Genomic DNA, 22,510 nt, shown 5'->3' with positions numbered 1-22,510 from the left:
AAGCACCCCAGTCCGGGCCCGTACCGTGCCGCCATGCGTGCGATGCGGTGGTCCGGTGCCCTCACGACCTTCCTCGCCATGTCCGGCCTCGCAGGACTGCTGGTGGCGGTCGCGGTGACCCCGGCCGTGGCGGTGGCGGGCGAGGCGACGTCCGGAGCGGTGTCGTTCTTCGAGGACCTGCCGAGCTACCTCGACATCCAGACCCCGCAGCAGGTGTCCTCGGTCTACGCCACGAAGGACGGCCAGCAGGTCAAGATCGCGTCGTTCTACGCCGAGAACCGGACCGACGTCGCCTCGGACGCCATGGCGGAGTCGCTCAAGCGCGCGGCGATCGACACCGAGGACCCCCGCTTCGAGGACGAGGGCGGCATCGACGTGCTCGGGACCGTCCGCGGCGTCGCGGCGACCGTCGTCGGGGGCGACGTGCAGGGCGGTTCGAGCATCACGCAGCAGTACGTGAAGAACGTCCTCGTGCAGCAGTGCGAGCAGCTCACCGGCGCGACCGCGGCCGCCACCCAGGCCAAGGTCGCGGCGTGCTACCAGGACGCCGCCGGGGTGACACCGCAACGCAAGCTGCAGGAGATGCGCTACGCCATCGCGGTCGACAAGAAGTACACGAAGGACCAGATCCTCACCGGCTACCTGAACCTCGTCGGGCTCGGCGGCCGCGTCTACGGCGCCGAGGCGGGTGCCGAGTACTACTTCGGCGTGCACGCGAAGGACCTGTCGCTCCCGCAGTCCGCGACGCTCGTCGCCATCCTCAACAACCCGGCGAACCTGCGCATCGACGAGCCGGACGACGAGGACAACGGCGCGGCGAACGGCTACGCGGCGACGAAGACGCGGCGCGACTACGTCCTGCAGCGGATGTACGTGCACCACGACATCTCGAAGGCGCAGCTCGACCAGGCGGAGGCCACCCCGGTCACGCCGCGGATCACCGACACCGCGAACGGCTGCTCGGCCGCGGCGAGTGCGTACGACGCGGGGTACTTCTGCGACTACGTCCGCGACCAGGTGCTGCAGGACCCGGCGTTCGGCAAGACCGCCGCGGAGCGCATCGAGACCCTCGACACGAAGGGCCTCGAGATCCACACGTCGCTCGACCTCGACCTGCAGGCCCAGGCCCAGTCCGCACTCTCGTCCTACGTGCCCGCGACGATGACCGGTGTCGACCTCGGCGGCACGAACGTCACCGTCCAGCCCGGCACCGGACGCGTGCTGTCGATGGTGCAGAACACGACGTACACGCAGCGCGACAACGCCGGCCCCGGTGCGACGGCCATCGACTACAACGCGGACACGGCCTACGGCAACTCCGGGGGGTTCCAGACCGGCTCGACCTACAAGGTCTTCACCCTGGCCGAGTGGCTGGCGTCCGGGCACGCGCTGTCGGAGTCGGTGCCGACGGGCGAGCACCTGTTCCAGCAGTCCGAGTTCACGAACTCGTGCGAGGCACTCGGCGGGTCCCCCTGGCCCGTCTCGAACGCCGAGGCCGTCCCGGCGAGCATGAGCGTCCAGGCGGCGACCTCGGAGTCGATCAACACCGCGTTCGGCGCGATGGCGAAGCAGCTCGACCTCTGCAAGATCAAGGACCTCGCGCAGGCCATGGGCATCCACCAGGCGGACGGCTCGGCCCCGGCGTCGAACCCGGCGTCCGTGCTCGGCACGAACCCGCTCTCGCCGATCGACCTGGCCGAGGCGTACGCGGGCTTCGCGAACGGCGGCGTCGTGTGCACGCCGACCGTCATCGACTCGGTGCGCGAGGCCGACGGCACGACGGTCACGCCCACGCCGTCCAGCTGCACCCGGGGCGTCTCCGCCGAGGTCGCCGGGACGGTCGACCACGCACTGCAGGGCGTCCTGACCGGCAGCGGCACCGCGGCCTCGGCGAACCCCGGTGACAGCACCCCGAAGTTCGCCAAGACCGGCACGACCGACGCCGACACGCAGAACTGGCTCGTCACGTCGAGCACGAAGTACACCAACGCGACGTGGATCGGCAACGTCAGGGGGCTCGTCGGTCTCGCGAACACGTCCTTCCCGCAGGGCACGACCGGGTACAGCGCGAAGTTCGGCGTCGGCCGCTCGATGATGTCGTGGCTCGACCAGCGCTACGGCGGGGGAGCGCTGCCCGAGCCCGACCCGGCGATGATCGGCTCGACGCCGCGGTCCGTCGACGGTTCGGCCTCGGACGCGGCGACGGGCGGGGACCAGGCGACGCCCGGGACCAGCGCCCAGGCGCCCGCCGCGCCGGGATCGTCCACCGCGGACACGACCGGCGGCACGACGACGGGCGCGCCCGCACCGGGCGGGGCGGCGGGTGCCGGCTCGCAGCCGGGCGCGGGTGACGGCGCGACGTCGACCGGGACGGGCCCCGGCGGCGGCGCGCAGGGTACCGGAACGGGCGAGGCGACCCAGCAGCCACCGTCGCACGGGTAGGCGGCGACGGCGAGCACGCGACGGTCTGGAGGCCCGGTGCCGGTCCGCCGGACCGGCACCGGGCCTGGCGTGCCGGTCCTCCACAGCCGCGGTGACCGTGGTGCCGCCGCCGGACGCGGCCAATAGACTGGTGCGCATTCCACGAACCGATCGACGGAGCACCATGCCTGACATCACGAGCGAGCAGGTCGCCCACCTGGCGAACCTCGCACGTATCGCACTCACGCCCGACGAGATCGAGAAGCTGACCGGGGAGCTGTCGCACATCGTCGAGAGCGTCGCCAAGGTCGCCGAGGTCGCGACCGACGACGTCCCGGCGACGAGCCACCCGGTGCCGCTCGGCAACGTCACCCGACCCGACGTGGTGGGGCAGACGCTGACCCAGGAGCAGGCGCTCTCCGGCGCGCCCGACTCCGACGGCGAACGGTTCCGCGTGACGGCAATCCTGGGAGAAGAGCAGTGACCGACGACCTGACCCGCCTCAGCGCGGCCGCCCTCGCCGACGCCCTGGTGGCGCGCGACGTCTCGAGCGTCGAGGCCACGCAGGCCCACCTCGACCGGATCGCCGCGGTCGACGGCGACGTGCACGCGTTCCTGCACGTCAACGAGAACGCCCTGGCGGCAGCGCGGTCGATCGACTCGCGTCGCGCCGCGGGCGACGACCTCGGCGCGCTCGCCGGTGTGCCGATCGCGATCAAGGACGTCCTGTGCACGCAGGACATGCCGACCACCTCGGGGTCGAAGATCCTCGAGGGCTGGCGGCCGCCCTACGACGCCACCCCGGTCGCGAAGCTCCGCGCCGCCGGTCTCGTGCCGCTCGGCAAGACCAACATGGACGAGTTCGCGATGGGCTCGACGACCGAGTTCTCGGCGTACGGTCCGACGCGCAACCCGTGGGACCTCGACCGGATCCCCGGCGGCTCCGGCGGGGGATCGGCGGCAGCGGTCGCCGCGCACGAGGCCCCCTTCGCCCTCGGCTCCGACACCGGTGGCTCGATCCGCCAGCCGGGTGCCGTCACGGGCACGGTCGGTGTGAAGCCGACCTACGGCGGGGTCAGCCGGTACGGCGCGATCGCACTCGCGTCGTCGCTCGACCAGATCGGTCCGGTGTCCCGCACGGTCCTCGACGCCGCGCTGCTGCACGACGTCATCGGCGGGCACGACCCGAAGGACTCGACGTCGATCCCTGACGCCTGGCCGTCGATGGCCGCCGCTGCGCGCGAGGGCCTGCAGGCCGACACGCTCCGCGGGCTCAAGGTCGGCGTCGTCAAGGAGCTCGCGGGGGGCGAGGGCTTCCAGGCCGGCGTCACGCAGCGCTTCCAGGAGACGGTCGCGATCCTCGAGCAGGCGGGCGCCGAGGTCGTCGAGATCGCCGCGCCGTCGTTCGCGTACGCGATCAGCGCCTACTACCTGATCCTGCCGGCCGAGGCGTCGTCGAACCTCGCGAAGTTCGACTCGGTGCGCTTCGGCCTGCGCGTCACGCCCGAGAACGGTGCGACCGTCGAGGACGTCATGGCCGCGACGCGTGAGGCCGGCTTCGGCCCCGAGGTCAAGCGCCGCATCATCCTCGGCACCTACGCGCTGAGCGCCGGCTACTACGACGCCTACTACGGGTCCGCGCAGAAGGTCCGCACCCTGGTGCAGCGCGACTTCGCGGCGGCGTTCGACCAGGTCGACCTGCTCATCAGCCCGTCGGCGCCGACGACCGCCTTCCCGCTGGGGGAGCGCCTCGACGACCCGCTGTCGATGTACCTCAACGACCTCACGACGATCCCGGCGAACCTCGCCGGCGTGCCCGGCATGAGCATCCCGAACGGCCTCGCGCCCGAGGACTCGCTGCCGACCGGTGTGCAGCTCATGGCGCCGCAGCGCGAGGACGCCCGCCTCTACCGGTACGGCGCCGCGCTCGAGCGTCTGCTCGAGCAGCAGTGGGGTCGCCCGCTCATCGACAGCATCCCGGACCTCGACCAGTCTCAGCAGTCCGCTGCGCAGGAAGGTGTGATCTGATGGCGCAGAAGGACGCGCTGATGGACTTCGACGAGGCGCTCGAGCGCTTCGAGCCCGTGCTCGGCTTCGAGGTCCACGTCGAACTCGCGACGAAGACCAAGATGTTCTCGGACGCCCCGAACTTCTTCGGTGGCGAGCCCAACACGAACGTGACCCCGGTCGACCTCGGGCTGCCCGGGTCGCTGCCGGTCGTGAACGAGCAGGCCGTGCGCTACTCGATCCAGCTCGGGCTCGCGCTCGGCTGCTCGATCGCGGAGTCCTCGCGGTTCGCCCGGAAGAACTACTACTACCCGGACAACCCGAAGAACTACCAGATCTCGCAGTACGACGAGCCGATCGCGTTCGAGGGCGAGGTCGAGGTCGAGCTCGCCGACGGCACCATCTTCCAGGTGCCGATCGAGCGCGCCCACATGGAGGAGGACGCCGGCAAGCTGACGCACGTCGGTGGTGCCACCGGTCGCATCCAGGGCGCCGAGTACTCGCTCGTCGACTACAACCGCGCCGGCGTCCCGCTCGTCGAGATCGTCACGAAGCCGATCTTCGGCGCGAAGGACCGTGCTCCCGAGCTCGGCGCCGCGTACGTCCAGGTCATCCGTGACCTGGTCCGCGCGCTCGGCGTCTCCGAGGCCCGCATGGAGCGCGGCAACCTGCGCTGCGACGCGAACATCTCGCTGCGCCCCTGGGGCCAGGAGAAGCTCGGCACCCGCACCGAGACGAAGAACGTCAACTCGTTCCGCGCCGTCGAGCGCGCCATCCGCTACGAGATCCAGCGCCAGGCCGCGATCCTCGCCGCGGGTAGCACGATCACGCAGGAGACGCGGCACTGGCACGAGGACACCGGTCGCACCTCGGCCGGCCGCCCGAAGTCGGACGCCGACGACTACCGCTACTTCCCGGAGCCCGACCTGCTGCCGGTCGTGCCGGACCCCGCGGTCATCGAGGAACTCCGGGCGTCCCTGCCCGAGGCGCCCGTCGCACGTCGCCGCCGTCTCAAGGGGGACTGGGGCTTCAGCGACCTCGAGTTCCAGGACGTCGTCAACGGCGGGCTGCTCGACGAGGTCGAGGCGACGGTCGCCGCCGGTGCCTCCCCGCAGGCCGCGCGCAAGTGGTGGACGGGCGAGATCAGCCGCGTCGCGAACGCGCAGGACGCCGCAGCCGGAGACCTCGTGTCGCCGCAGCACGTCGCCGAGACGATCGCGCTCGTCGAGTCCGGTGACCTGACCGACCGTCTGGCGCGCCAGGTGCTCGAGGGGGTCATCGCGGGCGAGGGGTCGCCGGCGCAGGTCGTCGAGGCCCGTGGGCTCAAGGTCGTCTCCGACGACTCGGCCCTCACCGCAGCGGTCGACCAGGCGCTCGCCGCCCAGCCGGACGTCCTCGCCAAGATCCAGGACGGCAAGGTCCAGGCAGCCGGCGCGATCATCGGCGCGGTCATGAAGGCGATGCAGGGACAGGCCGACGCGGCCCGCGTCCGCGAGCTGGTCCTGGAGCGCGCGCAGCAGTCGTAGCGTCCGGCCGCGACGGACGGGAGGCACGGGGCCGGCTGGCACCGTGCCTCCCGTCCGTCGCGGCACCGACCGGACCGGACCAACCTGGGGACGTGTCAGCGACCCGGTGACAGGATGGGTCGTGACCGCAACGATCCGCGCCATCGGGACCGCCGTCCCCGACACCACCCTCGACCAGGGGTCGGTGCGTGACCTGTTCGCCGGGCAGCCCGGCCTCGGCCGCCTCGGCGCACGGATCGTCCCCGCGGCGTTCGACGCATCCGCCGTGGAGCACCGGCACACGGTGATCGAGGAGCTCGACGCCTCGCGGCCCGGCGGCCTCTTCCGACAGGACTCCGGCACGCTGGTCTCACCGTCCACCGGCACACGCAACGACCGCTACCGGGAGCTCGCTCCGGCGCTCTTCGTCGCGGCGGCCCGTGACGCCGTCGAGCGCGCCGGGGTGGCACCGGACCGCGTCACCCACCTGGTGACCGTCTCGTGCACGGGGTTCACGCAGCCCGGACCGGACATCGACGTCGTCGACCAGCTCGGACTGCCCGCCGGGGTGTTCCGACACCACATCGGCTTCATGGGGTGCTGCGCCGCCTTCCCGGCGCTGCGGATCGCGGCGGCCTTCGCCGAGGCGGACCCCGACGCGGTCGTGCTCGTCGTCTGCGCGGAACTCTGCACCCTGCACGTCCGCGCGTCGGACGACCCGGACCAGATCGTCGCGAACAGCGTCTTCGGCGACGGCGCGGCGGCAGCGGTCGTCGCGGCGGGCGGGCCGGGCCTGCGCATCGAGCGGTTCGCGACGGCGACGGTGCCCGAGGGTGCGTCCGAGATGGCGTGGAACATCGGTGACGAGGGCTTCGAGATGGTGCTCTCCACGGCCGTCCCGAAGCTCGTCGGTGTGCACGTGCCGGCTGCCGTCACCGCGCTGCTCGGCGAGGGCGAGACCTTCGCCGACGTGCCGGTGTGGGCGGTGCACCCCGGTGGACGGGCGATCCTGGACCGGGCGCAGGACGCCCTCGAGCTGCCCGACGGCGCGGTCGCGTCGAGCCGTGCCGTGCTCCGCGACCACGGCAACATGTCGAGCGCGACGGTGCTGTTCGTGCTCCGCGACGCCGTCGAGCAGGGCATCGCGCCCGGATCGCCGGTCGCGGCCGTCGCGTTCGGTCCCGGGCTGACGGTGGAGAGCGCGAGGCTCACGGCGGTCGAGGCGTGACGGACCGGCCACGGACCGTGCGCGGTACGGACGGCGGACGTGAGCCCGGAGCCCGAGCGGTCGACCTCCGACAGCGGGACACGGTCCTGCAGGAGCTGATGGACGACCCCGGGTGCGACCCGCGAATGCTCGACCGGACGTTCCGGCGGTTCGCCGTGGTGAACGCGCTGGTCAGCGGGTGGCGGGCGGTCTGGCGGACGCACGTCGTCCCCGCGCTGCCACCGAGCGGTCGTGCGCGGGTGCTCGACCTCGGCTGCGGTGGCGGCGACCTGGCGCGCTCGCTCGTGCGGTGGGCGGGCAGTGACGGGCTCTCGCTCGAGGTCGTCGGGGTCGACCCGGACGACCGCGCCATCGCTGCAGCCCGACGATCGACAGCGCGCGGGGTGACCTTCCGGCAGGCGTCGAGCACGGACCTCGTCGCCGCGGGGGAGCGGTTCGACGTCGTCGTGTCGAACCACGTGCTGCACCACCTGGACGACGACGCCCGAGCGGCCTTCCTGTCGGACTCCGAGCAGCTGGCCACCGGTCGGAGCCTCCACTCGGACATCCGTCGGTCGCGGCAGGCCTACCGCGCGTACGCGCTGGCATCCCCGCTCGTGTCCGCCGGGACGTTCGTCCGGGTGGACGGGCTCCGCTCCATCCGCCGGTCGTTCACCGTGCCGGAGCTGCAGGAGGCGCTCCCCGCGGGGTGGAGGGCCGAGCGTGCGGCGCCGCACCGTGTGCTCGCGGTCCGCGACGCGTAACGCTCGCGAAACAGCCGCTGCGGGACGCTCGACCCGTGACTCCCTCGCTGTTCCGCCGCGCTGCGCGCGACGCCGTCCTGCTGACCTCGATCATCGCGGCGTCGGCCGCACTGACGGCGTGTGCGGGCACTGCCCCTCCGCCGGACGATCGCGCGACCGCCGGGGCCGGTGAACGGTGGTCCGCCTGCATGCGCGGGAAGGGCTACGACGTCGAGGACGTCACCGACCGTCAGGCCGAGTCCGGTCTGTCGAAGGTACCCTCGGGAGCCGACGAAGCGGCGTTCTCGGAGGCAGCGGGAGCCTGCTCGACGGCAGTGGGGATCCCGCGTGCGGACGAGGCGCAGCTGCGGGAGTGGGATCGCCAGTACGAGGCCGCGGACGCCTGCATCCGCGAGCGCGGCTACCCGGACTTCCCCGGACAGCACGGCAGCGGCCGGTTCGACCGTGAGGACGAGCCGGAGTTCACGGAGGTGGCATCGGCGTGCCTCCGGGAGTTCGCGCCGGACGTCCAGCAGATCACGGTCCCGCCGCCCGGCGACTGAGCACCGAGCGGCGGGACCGGACCTGCGACGCGGCCGGTGCTACGGACGCAGCAGCACCTTGATCGCGCGCCGCTCGTCCATCGCCGCGTACGCCTCGGCGGCCTGGTCGAGGGGCAGCTCGAGGTCGAACACCCGGCCCGGCTCGATCGTCCGCGAGAGCACGTCGGGCAGCAGCTCCTCGATGTACGCGCGGGCGGGGGCCATCCCGCCACCCACGGTGATGTTCTTCGCGAACAGGAAGGGCATCGGCAGTTCGGGTGCACCCGCGGGGACCCCGACGTAGCCGACGTTGCCGCCGGGGCGGACGACCCGCAGCGCCTGGTCCATGCTCTCCGCCGTACCGACGGCCTCGAGGGCGCAGTCGGCGAGCTCCCCGCCGAGCAGTTCGCGCACGGCGGCGATGCCCTCCTCGCCGCGGGTCTCGACGACGTCGGTCGCCCCGAACTCCCGCGCCAGTGCCTGGCGGTCCGCGTGCCGGCTCATCGCGATGATGCGCTCGGCGCCCAGGCGCGCGGCGGCGAGCACCGCGGACAGGCCGACCGCGCCGTCGCCGACGACCACGACGGTCTTCCCCGGGCCGACCTCGGCCGACACGGCGGCGTGGTGTCCCGTCGAGAAGACGTCGGAGAGCGTGAGGAGCGACGGCACGAGGTCGTCGTCCACCGGGCCCGGGACCTTCACGAGCGTCGCCGCGGCGTCGGGCACCCGGACGTACTCCGACTGGGCGCCGCCGATGGGGTGGCCGTACGCGTCGGTCGTGCCGCCGAAGATCGAGCTGTGCTCGCAGCCGCTCGTCATGCCGTGCGTGCACGCCTGGCAGGTGCCGTCGTTCGTCGTGAACGGCGCGATGACGAAGTCGCCAGCGGACAGGCCCGTGACGTCGGCGCCGACGGACTCGACGACGCCCACGAACTCGTGTCCGATGGTGTGGGCCTGCTCGGTCCCGCGGACGCCGCGGTACGGCCAGAGGTCCGATCCGCAGACGCAGGACGCGGTCACCTTGACGACGGCGTCGGTGGGCTCGATGAGCACGGGGGTGTCGCGCTCCTCGACGCGGATGTCGCGAGGGGCGTGGATGACGGTTGCGCGCACGGTGTGGCCTTCCGATCGGGGGTGGACGCGGCGCGTACCGTGACGCGCCAGGGTGCCGGCGCCGTTGCGGGACCCGTCGACACTACGCTTCCCGGGTGGACGACGACCGGTACGGCAGTGACGTGCTCTCGGGCGACTGGCGCTCGAAGGGCGTCAAGAAGGTGCGGCAGGTGCCGCTCGAACGCGACATGGTGCTCGAGGACCCCGACTCCGGGTGGGCGGGCGCCGTCGTCGGGCTCGAGGCGGGCAACGTCGCCCTGGAGGACTGGAAGGGTCGCACCCGCGCCTTCCCCTTCACCGGGCAGTTCCTGCTCGAGGGCGAACTCGTCACCCTCGGTCGTCCGCAGGCGCCGGTCGGTCGTTCCGCCGCGGCTGCACCCCCGGCTCGCGCCGCCGGTGCTGACGGGAGGCCCGGGGCCGCGCCCGCCGTGCGGCACACGACCGACGGCGGTCGCCTCCGGACCGCGTCGGGTTCGTTCGCCGTCGAGCAGCAGCGGGCACGAGTGGCGCTGCCCTCGCGGATCATGGTCGAGGGCAGGCACGACGCCGAGCTCGTGGAGAAGGTCTGGGGCGCCGACCTGCGTGTCGAGGGCGTCGTCGTCGAGTACCTGGAGGGCGTCGACAACCTGGCCGACGTGCTCGACGAGTTCCGGCCCACCCGCGAGCGTCGGGTCGGGGTGCTCGTCGACCACCTCGTCCCGGGGTCGAAGGAGTCCCGGTTCGCCGACGCGGTGATGCGCGGGAAGTGGGGCGCGCACGTCCTCGTCGTCGGGCACCCGTTCGTCGACGTCTGGCAGTCGGTGAAGCCGGCGCGCCTCGGGCTCGAGGCGTGGCCGACGATCCCGCGCTCGATCGAGTGGAAGAAGGGCATCCTGCAGCACCTCGGGTGGCCCGCCGCGGAGCAGGCCGACGTCGCCCGTGCATGGCAGCGGATCCTCGGGCAGGTCCGGACCTTCAACGACCTGGAGCCACAGCTGCTCGGGCGCGTCGAGGAGCTCATCGACTTCGTGACCGAGCCGCGGGCCTGAGCTTGGCACCACCCGGGGCCGGATCGACCGAGGCGGGGCCGACCCGCGCCTCCCGTCCGTCCCGTTCGCCGAGCGGGCGGAACCGGCGGGGGCGGACCACCCCTGCTGCCGTTCCTTCCCGCTCGCCGGCGCCCGCGTCCGGCGGCCATCGCGAGCGGGCGGATCGCGTACTCCCGCGCCCGGTCCGGTCGCCGGTTCCTTCCCGCTCGCCGGCCCCCGCGTCCGGCGACCATCGCGAGCGGGCGGATCGCGTACTCCCGCGCCCGGTCCGGTCGCCGGTTCCGCCCGTTCGCCGGCCCCCGCGTCCGGCGACCATCGCGAGCGGGCGGATCGCGTACTCCCGCGCCCGGTCCGGTCGCCGGTCCCGCCCGCTCGCGCGACGTGTCCGCTCGCGCGTCCGGTACCGAGCGCGAGAGGGCGGAACGCGCAGGTCCGCGCAGGGCTGCTCGGCCGTTCCGCCCGCTCGCCGGGTGGTGCCGGACGCTCACCCGAGCGGGCGGAACTCGCACCTGCGCGACCGGTCCGGCAGGCGTTTCCGCCCGCTCGCGGCACACCTGGCCGCTCGCCGCACCGCGCCGGGCCGACGAGGGGGCGGAACGTGCGGGCCGCTCGGCGAGCGCGGCGCGTTTCCGCCCGCTCGGGCGCGCTCCGGGGGCAACCGCGCCGCGCGGCCTACTGTTGAGGGATGGACGGCATCGACGGTCGCGTGCGGAGCGCGGTCGACGTGTGGTTGCGCTGGCTGCCGCGCTGGCAGATCGGGACCGCCCGCCCGCGGACGCGGATCTGCCGGAAGTGCACCGGTTCTCCGATCGCCTCGGCAGCGGGCTTCGGCCCGGACGTGCCGCACGCCGTCCAGCACGCGTTGATCGGTCGGATCTCGACCATCGTCGAGGACGCCGTCGACGAGTACACCGCGAAGAACCTCCCGCTGCTGCACCGTGAGCTCGAACGGGCCGCCGCGCGGAAGCGGCACGCGGGCTACCAGCCGACCGAGGGCCTGTCGCCGGAGTTCCAGGGACTCGACGTGGACCCGGAGCCGTCGCCCGGGGAGCCGTTCCTGTTCACCCTCGACGAGATGACCGGCACGGGGGCGGGGGAACAGACGCCGCGCGAACCGCTGTCCGACGAGGCGAAGGCCGCACTGCGGCACGAGATCGCCCTGTCCGACGAGTGTGCGCGCGCCACGGGGACGGCCGTGTGCCTGGCCCTCGTCGAGCACCGTCCGCGGATCGCCGAGGCCGTCGAACGCCTGGTCGAACCGCAGATCGCGGCGCTCGTGTCCGACATGTTCCGCGGGTTCGACCTGCCGGAGGAGAACGGTCGCCCCGGGCTGTTCTGAGCGCGGGCCCCGGCAGGACTGGGTCACGACGGGCAGGGCAACGACGGCGCAGGGTCACGACGGGGTGGGTGCGACGACCGGGCGGGGGTCACGAGCAGCGCTCCGACCGCGCGAGAATGGTCGGGTGACTCGCACCTGGGGCTGGCTCGCAGCCGTCGTCGACATCGTCCTCATCGTCGCCTTCGCGCTCATCGGGCGGTCCTCCCACGCCGAGGCCTCGTCGCTCACCGGACTGTGGACGACGGCGTACCCGTTCCTGGCCGGCTGGCTCGTCGGGTACCTGGTCGTGCGCGGTTGGCGGCGTCCGCTCAGGGTGTGGCCGACCGGTGTGGTGGTGTGGGTGGCGACGGTCGCGATCGGGATGCTGCTCCGCGTGCTGACCGGGCAGGGCGACGTCGCGGGGGATCCGCTGCCCCTGTCGTTCGTCATCGTCGCGACGATCTCGCTCGCGGTCTTCCTGCTGGGGTGGCGGCTGCTCGTCGGGCTCGTCCTCCGCACCGGGCGGCGGGGTCGCGGGCGCGCCTGAGCAGTCGCCGGCGCTCGTGGCCGTGGCGGGAGCCCCGTCCTCGTCGCCCGCCCGGGTGCCGCCGACGCGCGCTCCACGGCCGGGTCGACGGCGCTCGGCGCGCGCTGACACCGCTCTCGGCCAGTTCTGTGCGGTCGCACAGTCAGCGGTCGCCGGCGCTCCCTAGGGTGGCACCGACGGACCCTCCCGACCGGGGCGGACCGCACCGAAGGAGCAACGACATGGGATTCCTCGACCGACTGCTCGGCCGTCCCGAGCGCGACCGCGACCAGCAGGGCGGGTGGGGCCAGCCGCAGCAGCAGCCGCAGCAGCAGCAGCAGGGCTACCGGTACGGACAGCAGTCGTACCAGGTGCCGCCCGTCCAGCAGGGACAGCAGGACGGCGACCAGCAGTACGGAACCCCGCAGTACGGGACCCAGCAGGGCCAGCAGTACGGCGGCCAGCAGTACGGGACCCCGCAGTGGGGCGGTCCCGCTCAGCCCAGCGGACAGCAGTACGGCGGACAGCAGTACGGCGGCCAGCAGTACGGCGGACAGCAGCCGGGCGGACCGCAGGGTGCGGCGTCCACCGACGACGAGCGCGCCGTCGAGCGCTACCGCTACCTGCTCCGCACGGCGCCGCCGGAGCGCATCGAGGAGGTCCACGCCGAGGCCTTCGCGACCCTGACGCCCGAGCAGCGTCGGATGGTCTACGACGAGTTCACCCGCAGCGCCCCGGACGGCGAGGCCCCCCGCGGGGACGACCCGCGGTCCCTCGCCCAGGCGGCGACCCGCTCGGAGATCCGGCAGCCCGGCTTCATGGAGCGCTCGCTCGGCGGCATGAACGGCGGCGCGGGAGCGATGGGCCAGCGCGGTGGTCCGTCGTTCGGCCGGATGATCGGCGCCTCGATCCTCGGCACGGTCGCCGGGTACGTCATCGGCTCGGCGATCATGAGCGCCTTCCTGCCCGACGCCGGATCGTTCGACGGCGGTACCGATGCTGCGGGCGACGGCGGTTCGGAGGACACTGGTGCCGACTCCGGTGACGGCGGGGCGTCCGATGCGGGCGCGTCCGACGGCGGCGGGTACGAGAACGCGGGCTGGGACGACGGCGGCGGAGACTTCGGCGGCGGCGGCTTCGGCGACTTCGGTGGTGACTTCGACGTCTGAGTGACGTCGTCGCTCCCTCCGACCCCACACCACACCGACGTGGCCGACGAGGGAGCGACATGGCCATCATCGAAGCCTCCGGGCTGACCAAGACCTACCGATCGCGCTCGGGTCCGGTGCACGCGCTGGCCGGGCTCGACCTGTCCGTCCCCGAGGGCACCGTCACGGCGCTGCTCGGTCCGAACGGCGCGGGCAAGACCACCACCGTGAAGGTCCTCACGACGCTCGTCACCCCGGATTCCGGCCGGGCGACGATCGACGGCGTCGACGTGGTCGCCGATCCGCAGGCCACCCGGCGGTCCATCGGTGTCTCGGGGCAGTACGCCGCGGTCGACGAGAACCTCACCGGGGCCGAGAACCTCGAGATGATCGGCCGGCTGTACCACCTCGGTCGACGGGCAGCGCGGCAGCGGGCGCGCGAACTCATCGAGGTGTTCGACCTGTCCGAGGCCGGAGACCGACCCGTGAAGGGCTTCTCCGGCGGCATGCGTCGGCGCATCGACCTCGCCGGTGCGCTCGTCACGAACCCGCGCGTGCTGTTCCTCGACGAGCCGACCACCGGACTGGATCCCCGGAGTCGCCTGGCCCTCTGGGCGATCATCGAGGGCCTGGTCGGCGACGGCGCCACCGTGCTGCTCACGACGCAGTACCTCGAGGAGGCCGACCAGCTCGCCGACGACATCGCCGTGATCGACGACGGACGGGTGATCGCCGAGGGCACCGCCGACCAGCTCAAGGCACAGGTCGGTGGACACCGCGTGGTGGTCACCCTGGTGGACGAGGACGACCGGGAGGCCGTGGTCACCGCCCTGCGCCGCCACGGCGTCGGGGACGTGGAGACGTCGGCCGACGGGCGCACCTCCGGCATCGCGGTCGAGGCCGGACCGCAGGCGCTCCAGCGGGTCCTCGCCGACCTGGGCGAGGCGGGCATCCGGCTGCACGACGCCGGCATGCGACGCCCGACGCTGGACGACGTCTTCCTGCGCCTGACGGGACACGCCGCCACGGCGGACGAGGAGGACGCGCCGGACGGTGGCGGCGGGGCGGGGGCGGGACGTGCCTCCCGGCCGGGGCGACGCGACACGGTGGGAGCCGCGGGGGACATGAGCGACAGCACCCCGGAGCGTGTCCGGTGACCGCCGTCGGCGCGTCGCGGCAGCAGCTGCCGGTGGTCGTGACCTCGCCCGTCGCGATCTGGTTCGAGGACGGCTGGACCGTCACGCGACGGAACCTGACGAAGATCAAGCGGTCCCCGGACATGCTCGTCTTCGCGGTGCTGCAGCCGATCATGTTCGTGCTGCTCTTCAGCCAGGTCTACGGCGGGGCGATCCAGGTGCGGGGGACCGACTACACGCAGTTCCTGATGGCGGGGATCTTCGCGCAGACCGTCGTGTTCGGGGCGACCTTCTCGGGGTCGGCGATGGCGCAGGACCTCAAGGAGGGCCTGATCGACCGCTTCCGGACCCTGCCGATGTCGGCGTCGGCGGTGCTCGTCGGGCGCACGAACTCGGACCTGGTGCTCAACGCGATCTCGATGGTGATCATGATGCTGACCGGGCTGGCGGTCGGGTGGCGGGTCGGGTCCGCACCGCACGAGTTCCTCGCCGGGGTCGGGCTGCTCCTGCTCTTCAGCTACGCGTTCAGCTGGGTGATGGCGCTGCTCGGGATGAGCGTCCGGACGCCGGAGGTCATCAACAACGCGTCCTTCATGGTGCTGTTCCCCCTGACGTTCATCTCGAACGCCTTCGTGCCGAGCGAGACGATGCCGCTCGTGCTGCGGGTGTTCGCCGAGTGGAACCCCGTGTCGTCGCTCGTGCAGGCCGCACGGGAGCTGTTCGGCAACGTCGGCACGGCTCCCGTCCCCGACGTCTGGACGATGCAGCACCCGGTCGTGACGGTGCTGATCGGGATCGTGGTGCTGCTCGTGGTGTTCGTGCCGCTGTCGGTGCGGAAGTACACCAGGATCAGCGCGGGCTGAGGCGCCGTCCACAGACCCGGTCGTGGGGTGCCCGAGGGTCGTCGGGACCGCTTACCATCGACTCTCGTGACCGCGACCGAAGCCGAGCGTGCCGCCCAGGGCGGCGCCACCGGGCGACCCTCCGACCGCAGCGAGCGGCTGCGCCGCTGGATGCTGCACGGAGCCGACCAGGGTGCCTCGCACCAGGGCCCCCACCAGGTCGAGGTCGAGAAGACCCACTCGTGGTGGCGGGTCATGTGCCTGACCGGCGTCGACTACTTCTCGACGCTCGGATACCAGCCCGCCATCGCGGCGCTCGCCGCCGGGCTGCTGTCGCCCATCGCGACGATCGTGCTCGTGCTCGTGACCCTGTTCGGCGCCCTGCCCGTGTACCGACGGGTCGCGTCGGACAGCTTCAAGGGTGCCGGCTCGATCATGATGCTCGAGAAGCTGCTGCCGTGGTGGGCCGGGAAGCTCTTCGTGCTCGTGCTGCTCGGGTTCGCCGTGACCGACTTCATGATCACGATGACGCTCTCGGCCGCCGACGCCACCGCGCACATCGCCGAGAACCCCTTCACGCCGCACTGGTTCACCGAGATCCCGGTGCCGATCACGCTCGTGCTGCTGCTCCTGCTCGGCGTCGTGTTCCTCCGCGGGTTCAAGGAGGCCATCGGCATCGCCGTCGGGCTCGTCGCGGTGTTCCTCCTGCTCAACGCGGTCGTCGTCGTCGTGGCGCTGTGGCACGTGTTCGAGCGTCCCGTCGTCGCGAGCGACTGGTGGTCGAACCTCACCGCGCAGCACAGCAACCCGCTCGTGATGATCGGGATCGCGCTGGTCGTGTTCCCGAAGCTGGCGCTCGGCCTCTCCGGCTTCGAGACGGGCGTGGCGGTGATGCCGCAGGTGCGCGGCGGGGCCGGTGACGACCCGGACGGCCGCCCCGAGGGACGGATCCGCGGCACGAAGCGCCTGCTGACGACCGCCGCGATCATCATGAGCACGTTCCTCATCACGTCCTCGATCGCCACGACCTTCCTCATCCCGCAGCAGGAGTTCCAGCCGGGCGGCGGCGCGAACGGTCGCGCCCTGGCGTTCCTGGCGCACGAGTACCTCGGCAACGTCTTCGGGTCGGTCTACGACGTGTCGACGGTGGCGATCCTGTGGTTCGCGGGCGCGAGCGCGATGGCCGGTCTGCTCAACCTCGTGCCGCGCTTCCTGCCCCGCTACGGCATGGCGCCGCAGTGGGCGCGTGCGACCCGGCCGCTCGTGATCATCTTCACGCTCATCGCCTTCGCGATCACGATCATCTTCGAGGCGAACGTCGACGCGCAGGGCGGCGCCTACGCCACGGGTGTCCTCGTGCTCATCACCAGCGCGGCCGTCGCGGTGACGCTGTCGGCTCGGCGGCGGCAGCAGAAGAAGCGGACGATCGGCTTCGGGGTCATCGCGGTGGTGTTCGTCTACACCACGGTCGCGAACGTCATCGAACGTCCGGACGGTGTCCGCATCGCCGCGGTCTTCATCATCGCCATCGTCGTCGTGTCGCTGGTGTCCCGTGTGCGGCGGTCGTTCGAGCTCCGGGCGTCGTCGATCGAGCTGGACGCGACCGCCCGGCAGTTCATCGAGGCCGACGCCGACCAGTTCAGCTCCGTCTGCATCATCGCCAACGAGCCGGGCGCCGGGACCGCCGAGGCCTACCGGTCGAAGGGGCGCGAGGAACGCCGCGACTCGGGCATCCCCGCGCGCGTGCCGACGATGTTCCTCGAGGTGCTGCCAGCCGACTCGTCCGACTTCGAGGAGGACCTGGTCGTCGAGGGACACGTCGTGCAGGGCCACCGTGTCCTGCGCGTCCGGTCCGGCAACGTGCCGAACACCATCGCGTCGACGCTGCTCGCCGTGCGGGACATCGCCGGCGTCGTGCCGAGCATCTACTTCGAGTGGAACGAGGGCAGTCCGATCCAGAACGCCCTGCGCTTCGTGTTCACCGGGGTCGGCGACGTCGCCCCGGTGACGCGCGAGGTCCTGCGCGAGGCGGAGCCGGACGTGCACCGGCGGCCGACCGTCCACGTGTCGTGACCGACCCGGCGGCGGCCGACGGTCCACGTGTCGTGACCGACCCGGCGGCGGCCGACGGTCCACGTGTCGTGACCGACCCGGCGGCGGTGGGTCGTGCCTCCCGTCCGGTGGGCGGCCCCGTGGCGGTCCTCGTCGCCGCCGCCGTGTGGGGGACGACGGGGACCGCGACCCACTTCGCACCCGGCGTTCCCGCGTTCGTCTTCGGTGCGGTCACGTTCGGTCTCGGCGGGCTCGTCCTCGCCGCGACGACGGGTCGCTCCGCGCTGCGCGCGGTCGTCCGACCCGGTGCACGGAGCTGGGTGCTGCTCGGCGCGGTCTCGCTCGTCGTGTACGCGGTCGCGTTCTACGCAGCGCTCGCGGACGCGGGGGTCGCGCTCGGCACGACGGTGGCCATCGGGTCGTCGCCGCTCTTCGCGGGCATCGTGGAGTGGGCGGCGGACGGGAGGCGCGTCACCGGTCGCTGGGTCGTCGCCACCCTGGTGGGCGTGGTCGGCATGGTCGTCGTGACGCTCGCGAGGACGGCGGCGCCGGGCGACGGGTCCCTGCTGCTCGGGCTCGGCAGCGCACTGCTCGCCGGACTGACGTACGCCACCTACTCGTGGGCGGTCGCGCGGGGGATGCACGCGGCGACCCGGCCGGCCCCGGTGCCGCCGGCACTGCCGACCGCCGTGTCGGGCAGTGCGGCCGGTGCCGGCGGGCGCGGGGTGGTCGGCGCCGTGTTCGGGCTGGCTGCCGTCCCGCTCGTGGTGCTCGCGGCGGTCGCGGGACGTGACGCGCTCGTCGTCGGGGCGAACTGGCCCGTGTTCGTGTACCTCGCGCTCGTGCCGACGGTGCTCGGACACTCGCTGTACGCGGTCGGGCTGCGGCGGGTCAGCGCCTCGGTCGCGACACTGCTGTCGCTGTTCGAGCCCGTGGTCGCCGCGGTGCTCGCCGTGCTCGTGGTCGGCGAACACCTCGGCGGTGCCGGGTGGCTCGGGGTCGCGCTCGTCGTCGTCGGCCTCGCGCTGCTCGCGGTCCCGCGACGGAGCGGCCCGCCTACTTCGCGGTGATCTGGTCCCGCACCTTGCGGCGGAGCACCTTGCCGATCATCGAGCGCGGCAGGTCATCCACCACGACGATGCGCCGCGGCACCTTGTAGGCCGCGAGCTGCTCGCGCGACCACGCACGGAGCGCCTCGGCGTCGAACGACGCCCGGTCCTTCGGCACGACCGCCGCGACGACCTGCTCGTTGCCGCCCTGCGTGATGCCGACGACGGCGACCTCGCGCACGCTGGAGTGCTTGAGCAGGGCGTCCTCGACCTCGGACGGCGAGACGTTGAAGCCGCCGGTGATGATGAGCTCCTTGAGCCGGTCGACGATGCTGACGAAGCCGTCCGCGTCGATCGACACGACGTCACCGGTGCGGAACCAGCCGTCGGGCGTGAAGACCTCGTCGGTGGCCTCGGCCTTGCCCCAGTAGCCGCGGAACACCTGCGGGCCCCTGACCTGCAGCTCGCCGGCCTCGCCCGTGCCGAGCACCTTCGTCTGGTCGTCCGGGTCGACCACGCGGGCCTCGGTGGACGACAGCGGCAGTCCGATCGCGCCGAGGCGACGCTCCGGGGAGACCGGGTTCGCCATGAGGACGGGGGAGCACTCGGACAGGCCGTAGCCCTCGACGAGGTAGCCGCCGGTCCGGGCCTCCCACGGCTCGACGACGCTCTGCGACAGCGGCATGGCGCCCGAGATGCCGATCTCGATGCCCTGCAGGGACACCTTCGCCGAGTCCGCCGCGTGCTGCAGTCGGGTGTAGATCGGCGGTACGGCCGGCAGGAACGTCGGCGGGTGCTTCTTCATCGCCTTGAGGACGAGTGCCGGGTCGAACGCCGGGAAGAGCACCAGCCGCGAGGCCATGCTCATCGCGAAGGTCAGGCACAGCGTCAGACCGTAGGCGTGGAACATCGGGAGCACCGCGTACACCGTGTTGTCGCCCCGGCGGATCGTCGGGACCCACGCCCGTGCCTGCGCGGCGTTGGCGAGCAGGTTCCGGTGGCTCAGCACCGCACCCTTCGGCACCCCGGTTGTGCCGGACGTGTACTGGATGAGCGCGACGTCGGTGGTGGCCGGTCGCGGGTGACGCTTCGACAGCTTGCGCGTCGAGACGAGGTCGTCCCACTTCGTCGTGCCACGCACGCTCGTGGTGAGCTTCGCGCGCGACTCGCGGGCCTTCGCCACCGGCAGCGACAGGGCGATGCGGGTCGCACGGGGCATCGCGCGCGTCAGGTCGACGGAGACGATCGCGTCGAGGCGCAGGTCTGCGGGGAAGTCCTGGAGCGTGGAGACCGACTTGTCCCACGCGATCGCGACCTTCGCGCCGTGGTCCTCGAACTGGTGCCGGAGCTCGCGCGCCGTGTACAGCGGGTTGTGCTCGACGACGATCGCCCCGAGCCGGAGCACCGCGTAGAACGCCACCACGTGCTGCGGGCAGTTCGGCAGCACGATCGCCACCCGGTCGCCGGCACCGACGCCGAGCTTCCGCAGGCCGTTCGCGGCCCGCAGGATCTGCTCCTGCAGGTCGGCGTACGAGGTCGTCCTGCCGAAGAACTCGAGCGCCACCTTCCCCGGGAAGCGGTCCGCGGACTGCTCCACGATGTCGGACAGCGAGCCCGTGGGCTCGTCGATGTCGTGCGGGACCCCCGGGGCGTACGAGGCAAGCCAGGGACGAGGCGTGTCGATGCTCACTCGGCCAACCTACCGGCGGAGCCGTGCTCGTTGTCAGGGGCACGACGGACGATGGGTGCATGGCTTCCGTGTCCGACGCGTTCCGCTCCCGCCTCAACGACACCTTCACCAACGGCGCGACCGAGCGTCCCGCCTGGATCGACGAGCTCGAACAGGGCTCCGACGCGGGCTTCTTCGGCCCGGGCTCCGCGACCTGGGCCGTGCACGGCGGCAACCACACCGTGCTCGCGGGGGTCCGGGCGCTGCTCGTGCAGGCGCTGCACCCCGGGGCCCTCGCCGGGGTGGCCGACCACTCGCGCTACCGCGAGGACCCGTTCGGCCGCCTCGCCGGCACCATCCGGTGGATCTACACGGTCTCGCACGGCGACACGCAGCAGGCCACGCACGCCAGCCAGTGGGTGCGGAAGCTCCACGAGCGGGTGGTCGGCGAGTACGTCGACGGCCACGGCGTGACGAGGCCGTACGCCGCGAACGACCCCGACCTGGCGCGGTGGGTGCACCTCGCCTTCACCGATGCCTTCCTGCGGAGCGCCCAGGTGTGGGGCAAGCCCATCCCGGGTGGTGCCGACGCCTACGTGCGCGAGTGGGCGGTCGCCGGGCGACTGATGGGGGTCGAGGACGCTCCGGAGTCGGACGCCGAACTCCGAGCACAGATGAACGGGTACCTCGACCGCGGCGAGCTCAAGGCCGACGCCCGGACGCACGACGTGGTCCGGTTCATCAAGGACCCCCCGCTCGCCAGGCTCCTCCGACCGGGCTACCGGGCGTTGTTCGACGGAGCGGTCGCGTCGCTCGACCCGCGACACCGGTCGATGCTCGCGCTGCGGACGCCCGGGGTCGGGCCCGTGCAGCTGCCGGTGCGGCAGGTCGCCGGCGTGGTGCTCGACGGCATCGGCGCGGTGCTGGGGACGACCCCGGGCACCGAGCGCGCGGCGCTCGTCCGGATCGCCCGGTTGGAGCAGGAGTCGCGTCAGGACGCGACCGCCTGAGCGGTGCGCCGTCCGTGCGGCGTTGCCGGACCGACTGACCTGACGGACGGGAGGCGCGGTGGCAGCTGGCACCGCGCCTCCCGTCCGTCGTCGGGTCGCGTCAGAAACCGGACGGCACCCGCGGGGTGTAGGCGGACTCGAGTCGCGACACCTCATCGGGCGTCAGCTCCATCGCGACCGCCGCCACCGCGTCGTCGATGTGGTGCTCCTTCGTCGCGCCGATGATCGGCGCGGTGATGGCGGGCTTGCCGGCCACCCACGCCAGGGCGACCTGCGCCATGCTCGCGCCGCGGGCCTCGGCGACCTGCTGGACCGCGTCGACGACGGCACGGTTCGCGTCCTCGTCCTGGCGGTACAGCGTCTTGCCGAACTCGTCCGTGTCCGAGCGGCTGCCCGAACCCTGGGCGTCCCACGGGCGGGTCACCTTGCCGCGGGCCAGTGGGCTCCACGGGATGACGCCGACGCCGGTCGCCCGCGCGAACGGGTGCATCTCGCGCTCCTCCTCACGCTCGAGGAGGTTGTACTGGTCCTGCATGCTGACGAACTTCGTCCACCCGTGCAGCTCGGCGGTGTGCTGCATCTGCGCGAACTGCCACGCCCACATGCTGCTCGCGCCGATGTAGCGCGCCTTGCCGGCCTTGACGACGTCGTGGAGCGCCTCCATGGTCTCCTCGATCGGCGTGTGCGGGTCGAACCGGTGGATCTGGTACAGGTCCACGTAGTCCGTGCCGAGCCGGGTCAGCGAGGCATCGATCTCGTGCATGATCGCGGCGCGGGAGAGCCCGGCGCCGTTCGGACCGGGGCGCATGCGGTTGAAGACCTTGGTGAAGACCTGGACCTCCTCCCGCGGGGCGATCTCCTTGAGGAGCTGCCCGGTGATCTCCTCGCTCGAGCCGGCCGAGTAGACGTTGGCGGTGTCGAACGAGGTGATGCCGGCCTCGTAGGCACGGCGGACGAACGGGCGGGCGTCGTCGATGTCGACGCTCCATGGGTGGGCGCCCTGGTCCGGCTTGCCGTAGGACATCATGCCGAGGACGACGCGGCTGATCTCGAGGCCCGTGCGTCCGAGGCGAGTCGTGCGCACCGAGGGCCCGGTGGCGTCGGGGGCGTCGGTGGAGGCGGTGGTTCCGGCGGTTCCGGGGGTTCCGGTCGTTCCGGGGGTTGCGGTCTCTTCGGCGGCTCCGTGGCGTCCGT

19 protein-coding genes are annotated in these 22,510 nt (G+C 72.6%); 16 read left to right on the top strand and 3 right to left on the bottom strand.

Annotated features, from left to right (window positions below; all coding sequences use genetic code 11):
• Window positions 1–33 precede the first annotated feature (33 nt).
• From PIJ49_RS04820 to PIJ49_RS04790, 7 genes are all read left to right on the top strand, one after another.
• Window positions 34–2,442, top strand: coding sequence for a transglycosylase domain-containing protein (locus PIJ49_RS04820; RefSeq protein WP_271825982.1), 2,409 nt, complete (start codon window positions 34–36; stop codon window positions 2,440–2,442).
• A gap of 163 nt (window positions 2,443–2,605) precedes the next feature.
• Window positions 2,606–2,905: an Asp-tRNA(Asn)/Glu-tRNA(Gln) amidotransferase subunit GatC gene (gatC, locus tag PIJ49_RS04815; RefSeq protein ID WP_058728900.1), complete on the top strand. Its 300-nt coding sequence runs from the start codon at window positions 2,606–2,608 to the stop codon at window positions 2,903–2,905.
• On the top strand, window positions 2,902–4,449 hold the full coding sequence (gene gatA / locus PIJ49_RS04810; protein ID WP_271825981.1) for an Asp-tRNA(Asn)/Glu-tRNA(Gln) amidotransferase subunit GatA: 1,548 nt from the start codon (window positions 2,902–2,904) through the stop codon (window positions 4,447–4,449). Before gatC ends, gatA begins: the two co-directional genes overlap by 4 nt.
• Complete coding sequence (gatB, locus tag PIJ49_RS04805) at window positions 4,449–5,954, top strand: Asp-tRNA(Asn)/Glu-tRNA(Gln) amidotransferase subunit GatB (protein WP_271825980.1); 1,506 nt, start codon at window positions 4,449–4,451, stop codon at window positions 5,952–5,954. Before gatA ends, gatB begins: the two co-directional genes overlap by 1 nt.
• Before the next feature lie 121 nt (window positions 5,955–6,075).
• A complete protein-coding gene (locus PIJ49_RS04800) occupies window positions 6,076–7,161 on the top strand; it encodes a type III polyketide synthase (RefSeq protein WP_271825979.1) in 1,086 nt (361 codons plus the stop codon).
• Window positions 7,158–7,904: a methyltransferase domain-containing protein gene (locus PIJ49_RS04795; protein WP_271825978.1), complete on the top strand. Its 747-nt coding sequence runs from the start codon at window positions 7,158–7,160 to the stop codon at window positions 7,902–7,904. Before PIJ49_RS04800 ends, PIJ49_RS04795 begins: the two co-directional genes overlap by 4 nt.
• A 35-nt stretch (window positions 7,905–7,939) precedes the next feature.
• Window positions 7,940–8,446 carry a hypothetical protein gene (locus PIJ49_RS04790; RefSeq protein WP_066652955.1) on the top strand — a complete coding sequence of 169 codons (507 nt, stop codon included), beginning with the start codon at window positions 7,940–7,942 and terminating at the stop codon, window positions 8,444–8,446.
• 39 nt (window positions 8,447–8,485) lie between these two features.
• On the opposite strand, the gene PIJ49_RS04785 is transcribed toward PIJ49_RS04790, so the two are convergent.
• Window positions 8,486–9,538, bottom strand: coding sequence for a zinc-dependent alcohol dehydrogenase family protein (locus PIJ49_RS04785; protein WP_066652958.1), 1,053 nt, complete (start codon window positions 9,536–9,538; stop codon window positions 8,486–8,488).
• 95 nt (window positions 9,539–9,633) lie between these two features.
• On the opposite strand from PIJ49_RS04785, the gene PIJ49_RS04780 reads away from it, so the two are divergent.
• The 8 genes from PIJ49_RS04780 to PIJ49_RS04745 all read left to right on the top strand — a co-directional run bounded on the left by PIJ49_RS04780 (window position 9,634) and on the right by PIJ49_RS04745 (window position 18,658).
• Window positions 9,634–10,566 (top strand): DUF3097 domain-containing protein, encoded by a 933-nt coding sequence (locus tag PIJ49_RS04780; RefSeq protein ID WP_251154738.1) that lies wholly within the window; start codon window positions 9,634–9,636, stop codon window positions 10,564–10,566.
• 685 nt (window positions 10,567–11,251) lie between these two features.
• Window positions 11,252–11,905 (top strand): spermidine/putrescine ABC transporter substrate-binding protein, encoded by a 654-nt coding sequence (locus tag PIJ49_RS04775; protein WP_066652971.1) that lies wholly within the window; start codon window positions 11,252–11,254, stop codon window positions 11,903–11,905.
• A gap of 124 nt (window positions 11,906–12,029) precedes the next feature.
• Complete coding sequence (locus PIJ49_RS04770; RefSeq protein ID WP_209683558.1) at window positions 12,030–12,431, top strand: DUF3054 domain-containing protein; 402 nt, start codon at window positions 12,030–12,032, stop codon at window positions 12,429–12,431.
• A 221-nt stretch (window positions 12,432–12,652) separates the two neighbouring features.
• Window positions 12,653–13,579, top strand: a complete 927-nt coding sequence (locus PIJ49_RS04765) for a hypothetical protein (RefSeq protein ID WP_271825977.1) — start codon at window positions 12,653–12,655, stop codon at window positions 13,577–13,579.
• A 59-nt stretch (window positions 13,580–13,638) separates the two neighbouring features.
• The gene (locus PIJ49_RS04760) at window positions 13,639–14,715 is read left to right on the top strand and encodes an ATP-binding cassette domain-containing protein (protein WP_271825976.1); all 1,077 of its coding nucleotides are present in this window, start codon (window positions 13,639–13,641) and stop codon (window positions 14,713–14,715) included.
• Window positions 14,712–15,557, top strand: a complete 846-nt coding sequence (locus PIJ49_RS04755; RefSeq protein ID WP_066652975.1) for an ABC transporter permease — start codon at window positions 14,712–14,714, stop codon at window positions 15,555–15,557. Before PIJ49_RS04760 ends, PIJ49_RS04755 begins: the two co-directional genes overlap by 4 nt.
• 150 nt (window positions 15,558–15,707) lie before the next feature.
• Window positions 15,708–17,609 (top strand): APC family permease, encoded by a 1,902-nt coding sequence (locus PIJ49_RS04750; RefSeq protein WP_235426593.1) that lies wholly within the window; start codon window positions 15,708–15,710, stop codon window positions 17,607–17,609.
• Window positions 17,606–18,658, top strand: a complete 1,053-nt coding sequence (locus tag PIJ49_RS04745) for a DMT family transporter (RefSeq protein ID WP_271825975.1) — start codon at window positions 17,606–17,608, stop codon at window positions 18,656–18,658. The genes PIJ49_RS04750 and PIJ49_RS04745 overlap by 4 nt, the downstream gene beginning before the upstream one ends.
• Here PIJ49_RS04745 and PIJ49_RS04740 read toward each other — a convergent pair.
• Entirely contained in the window at window positions 18,645–20,327 is a 1,683-nt protein-coding gene (locus PIJ49_RS04740) for a long-chain-fatty-acid--CoA ligase (protein WP_066652982.1), read from the bottom strand. The genes PIJ49_RS04745 and PIJ49_RS04740 overlap by 14 nt on opposite strands.
• A gap of 59 nt (window positions 20,328–20,386) precedes the next feature.
• On the opposite strand from PIJ49_RS04740, the gene PIJ49_RS04735 reads away from it, so the two are divergent.
• The gene (locus PIJ49_RS04735) at window positions 20,387–21,316 is read left to right on the top strand and encodes an oxygenase MpaB family protein (RefSeq protein WP_251159846.1); all 930 of its coding nucleotides are present in this window, start codon (window positions 20,387–20,389) and stop codon (window positions 21,314–21,316) included.
• 100 nt (window positions 21,317–21,416) lie between these two features.
• Here PIJ49_RS04735 and PIJ49_RS04730 read toward each other — a convergent pair whose 3' ends face one another.
• A complete protein-coding gene (locus tag PIJ49_RS04730) occupies window positions 21,417–22,400 on the bottom strand; it encodes an aldo/keto reductase (protein ID WP_271825974.1) in 984 nt (327 codons plus the stop codon).
• Window positions 22,401–22,510: the final 110 nt, after the last annotated feature.

This window comes from Curtobacterium uvaldense, from assembly GCF_028307415.1.
Taxonomy (GTDB): Bacteria; Actinomycetota; Actinomycetes; order Actinomycetales; family Microbacteriaceae; genus Curtobacterium.
Note: the sequence above shows the minus strand (reverse complement) of the source record. Positions and strands in the feature narration are given on the sequence as shown.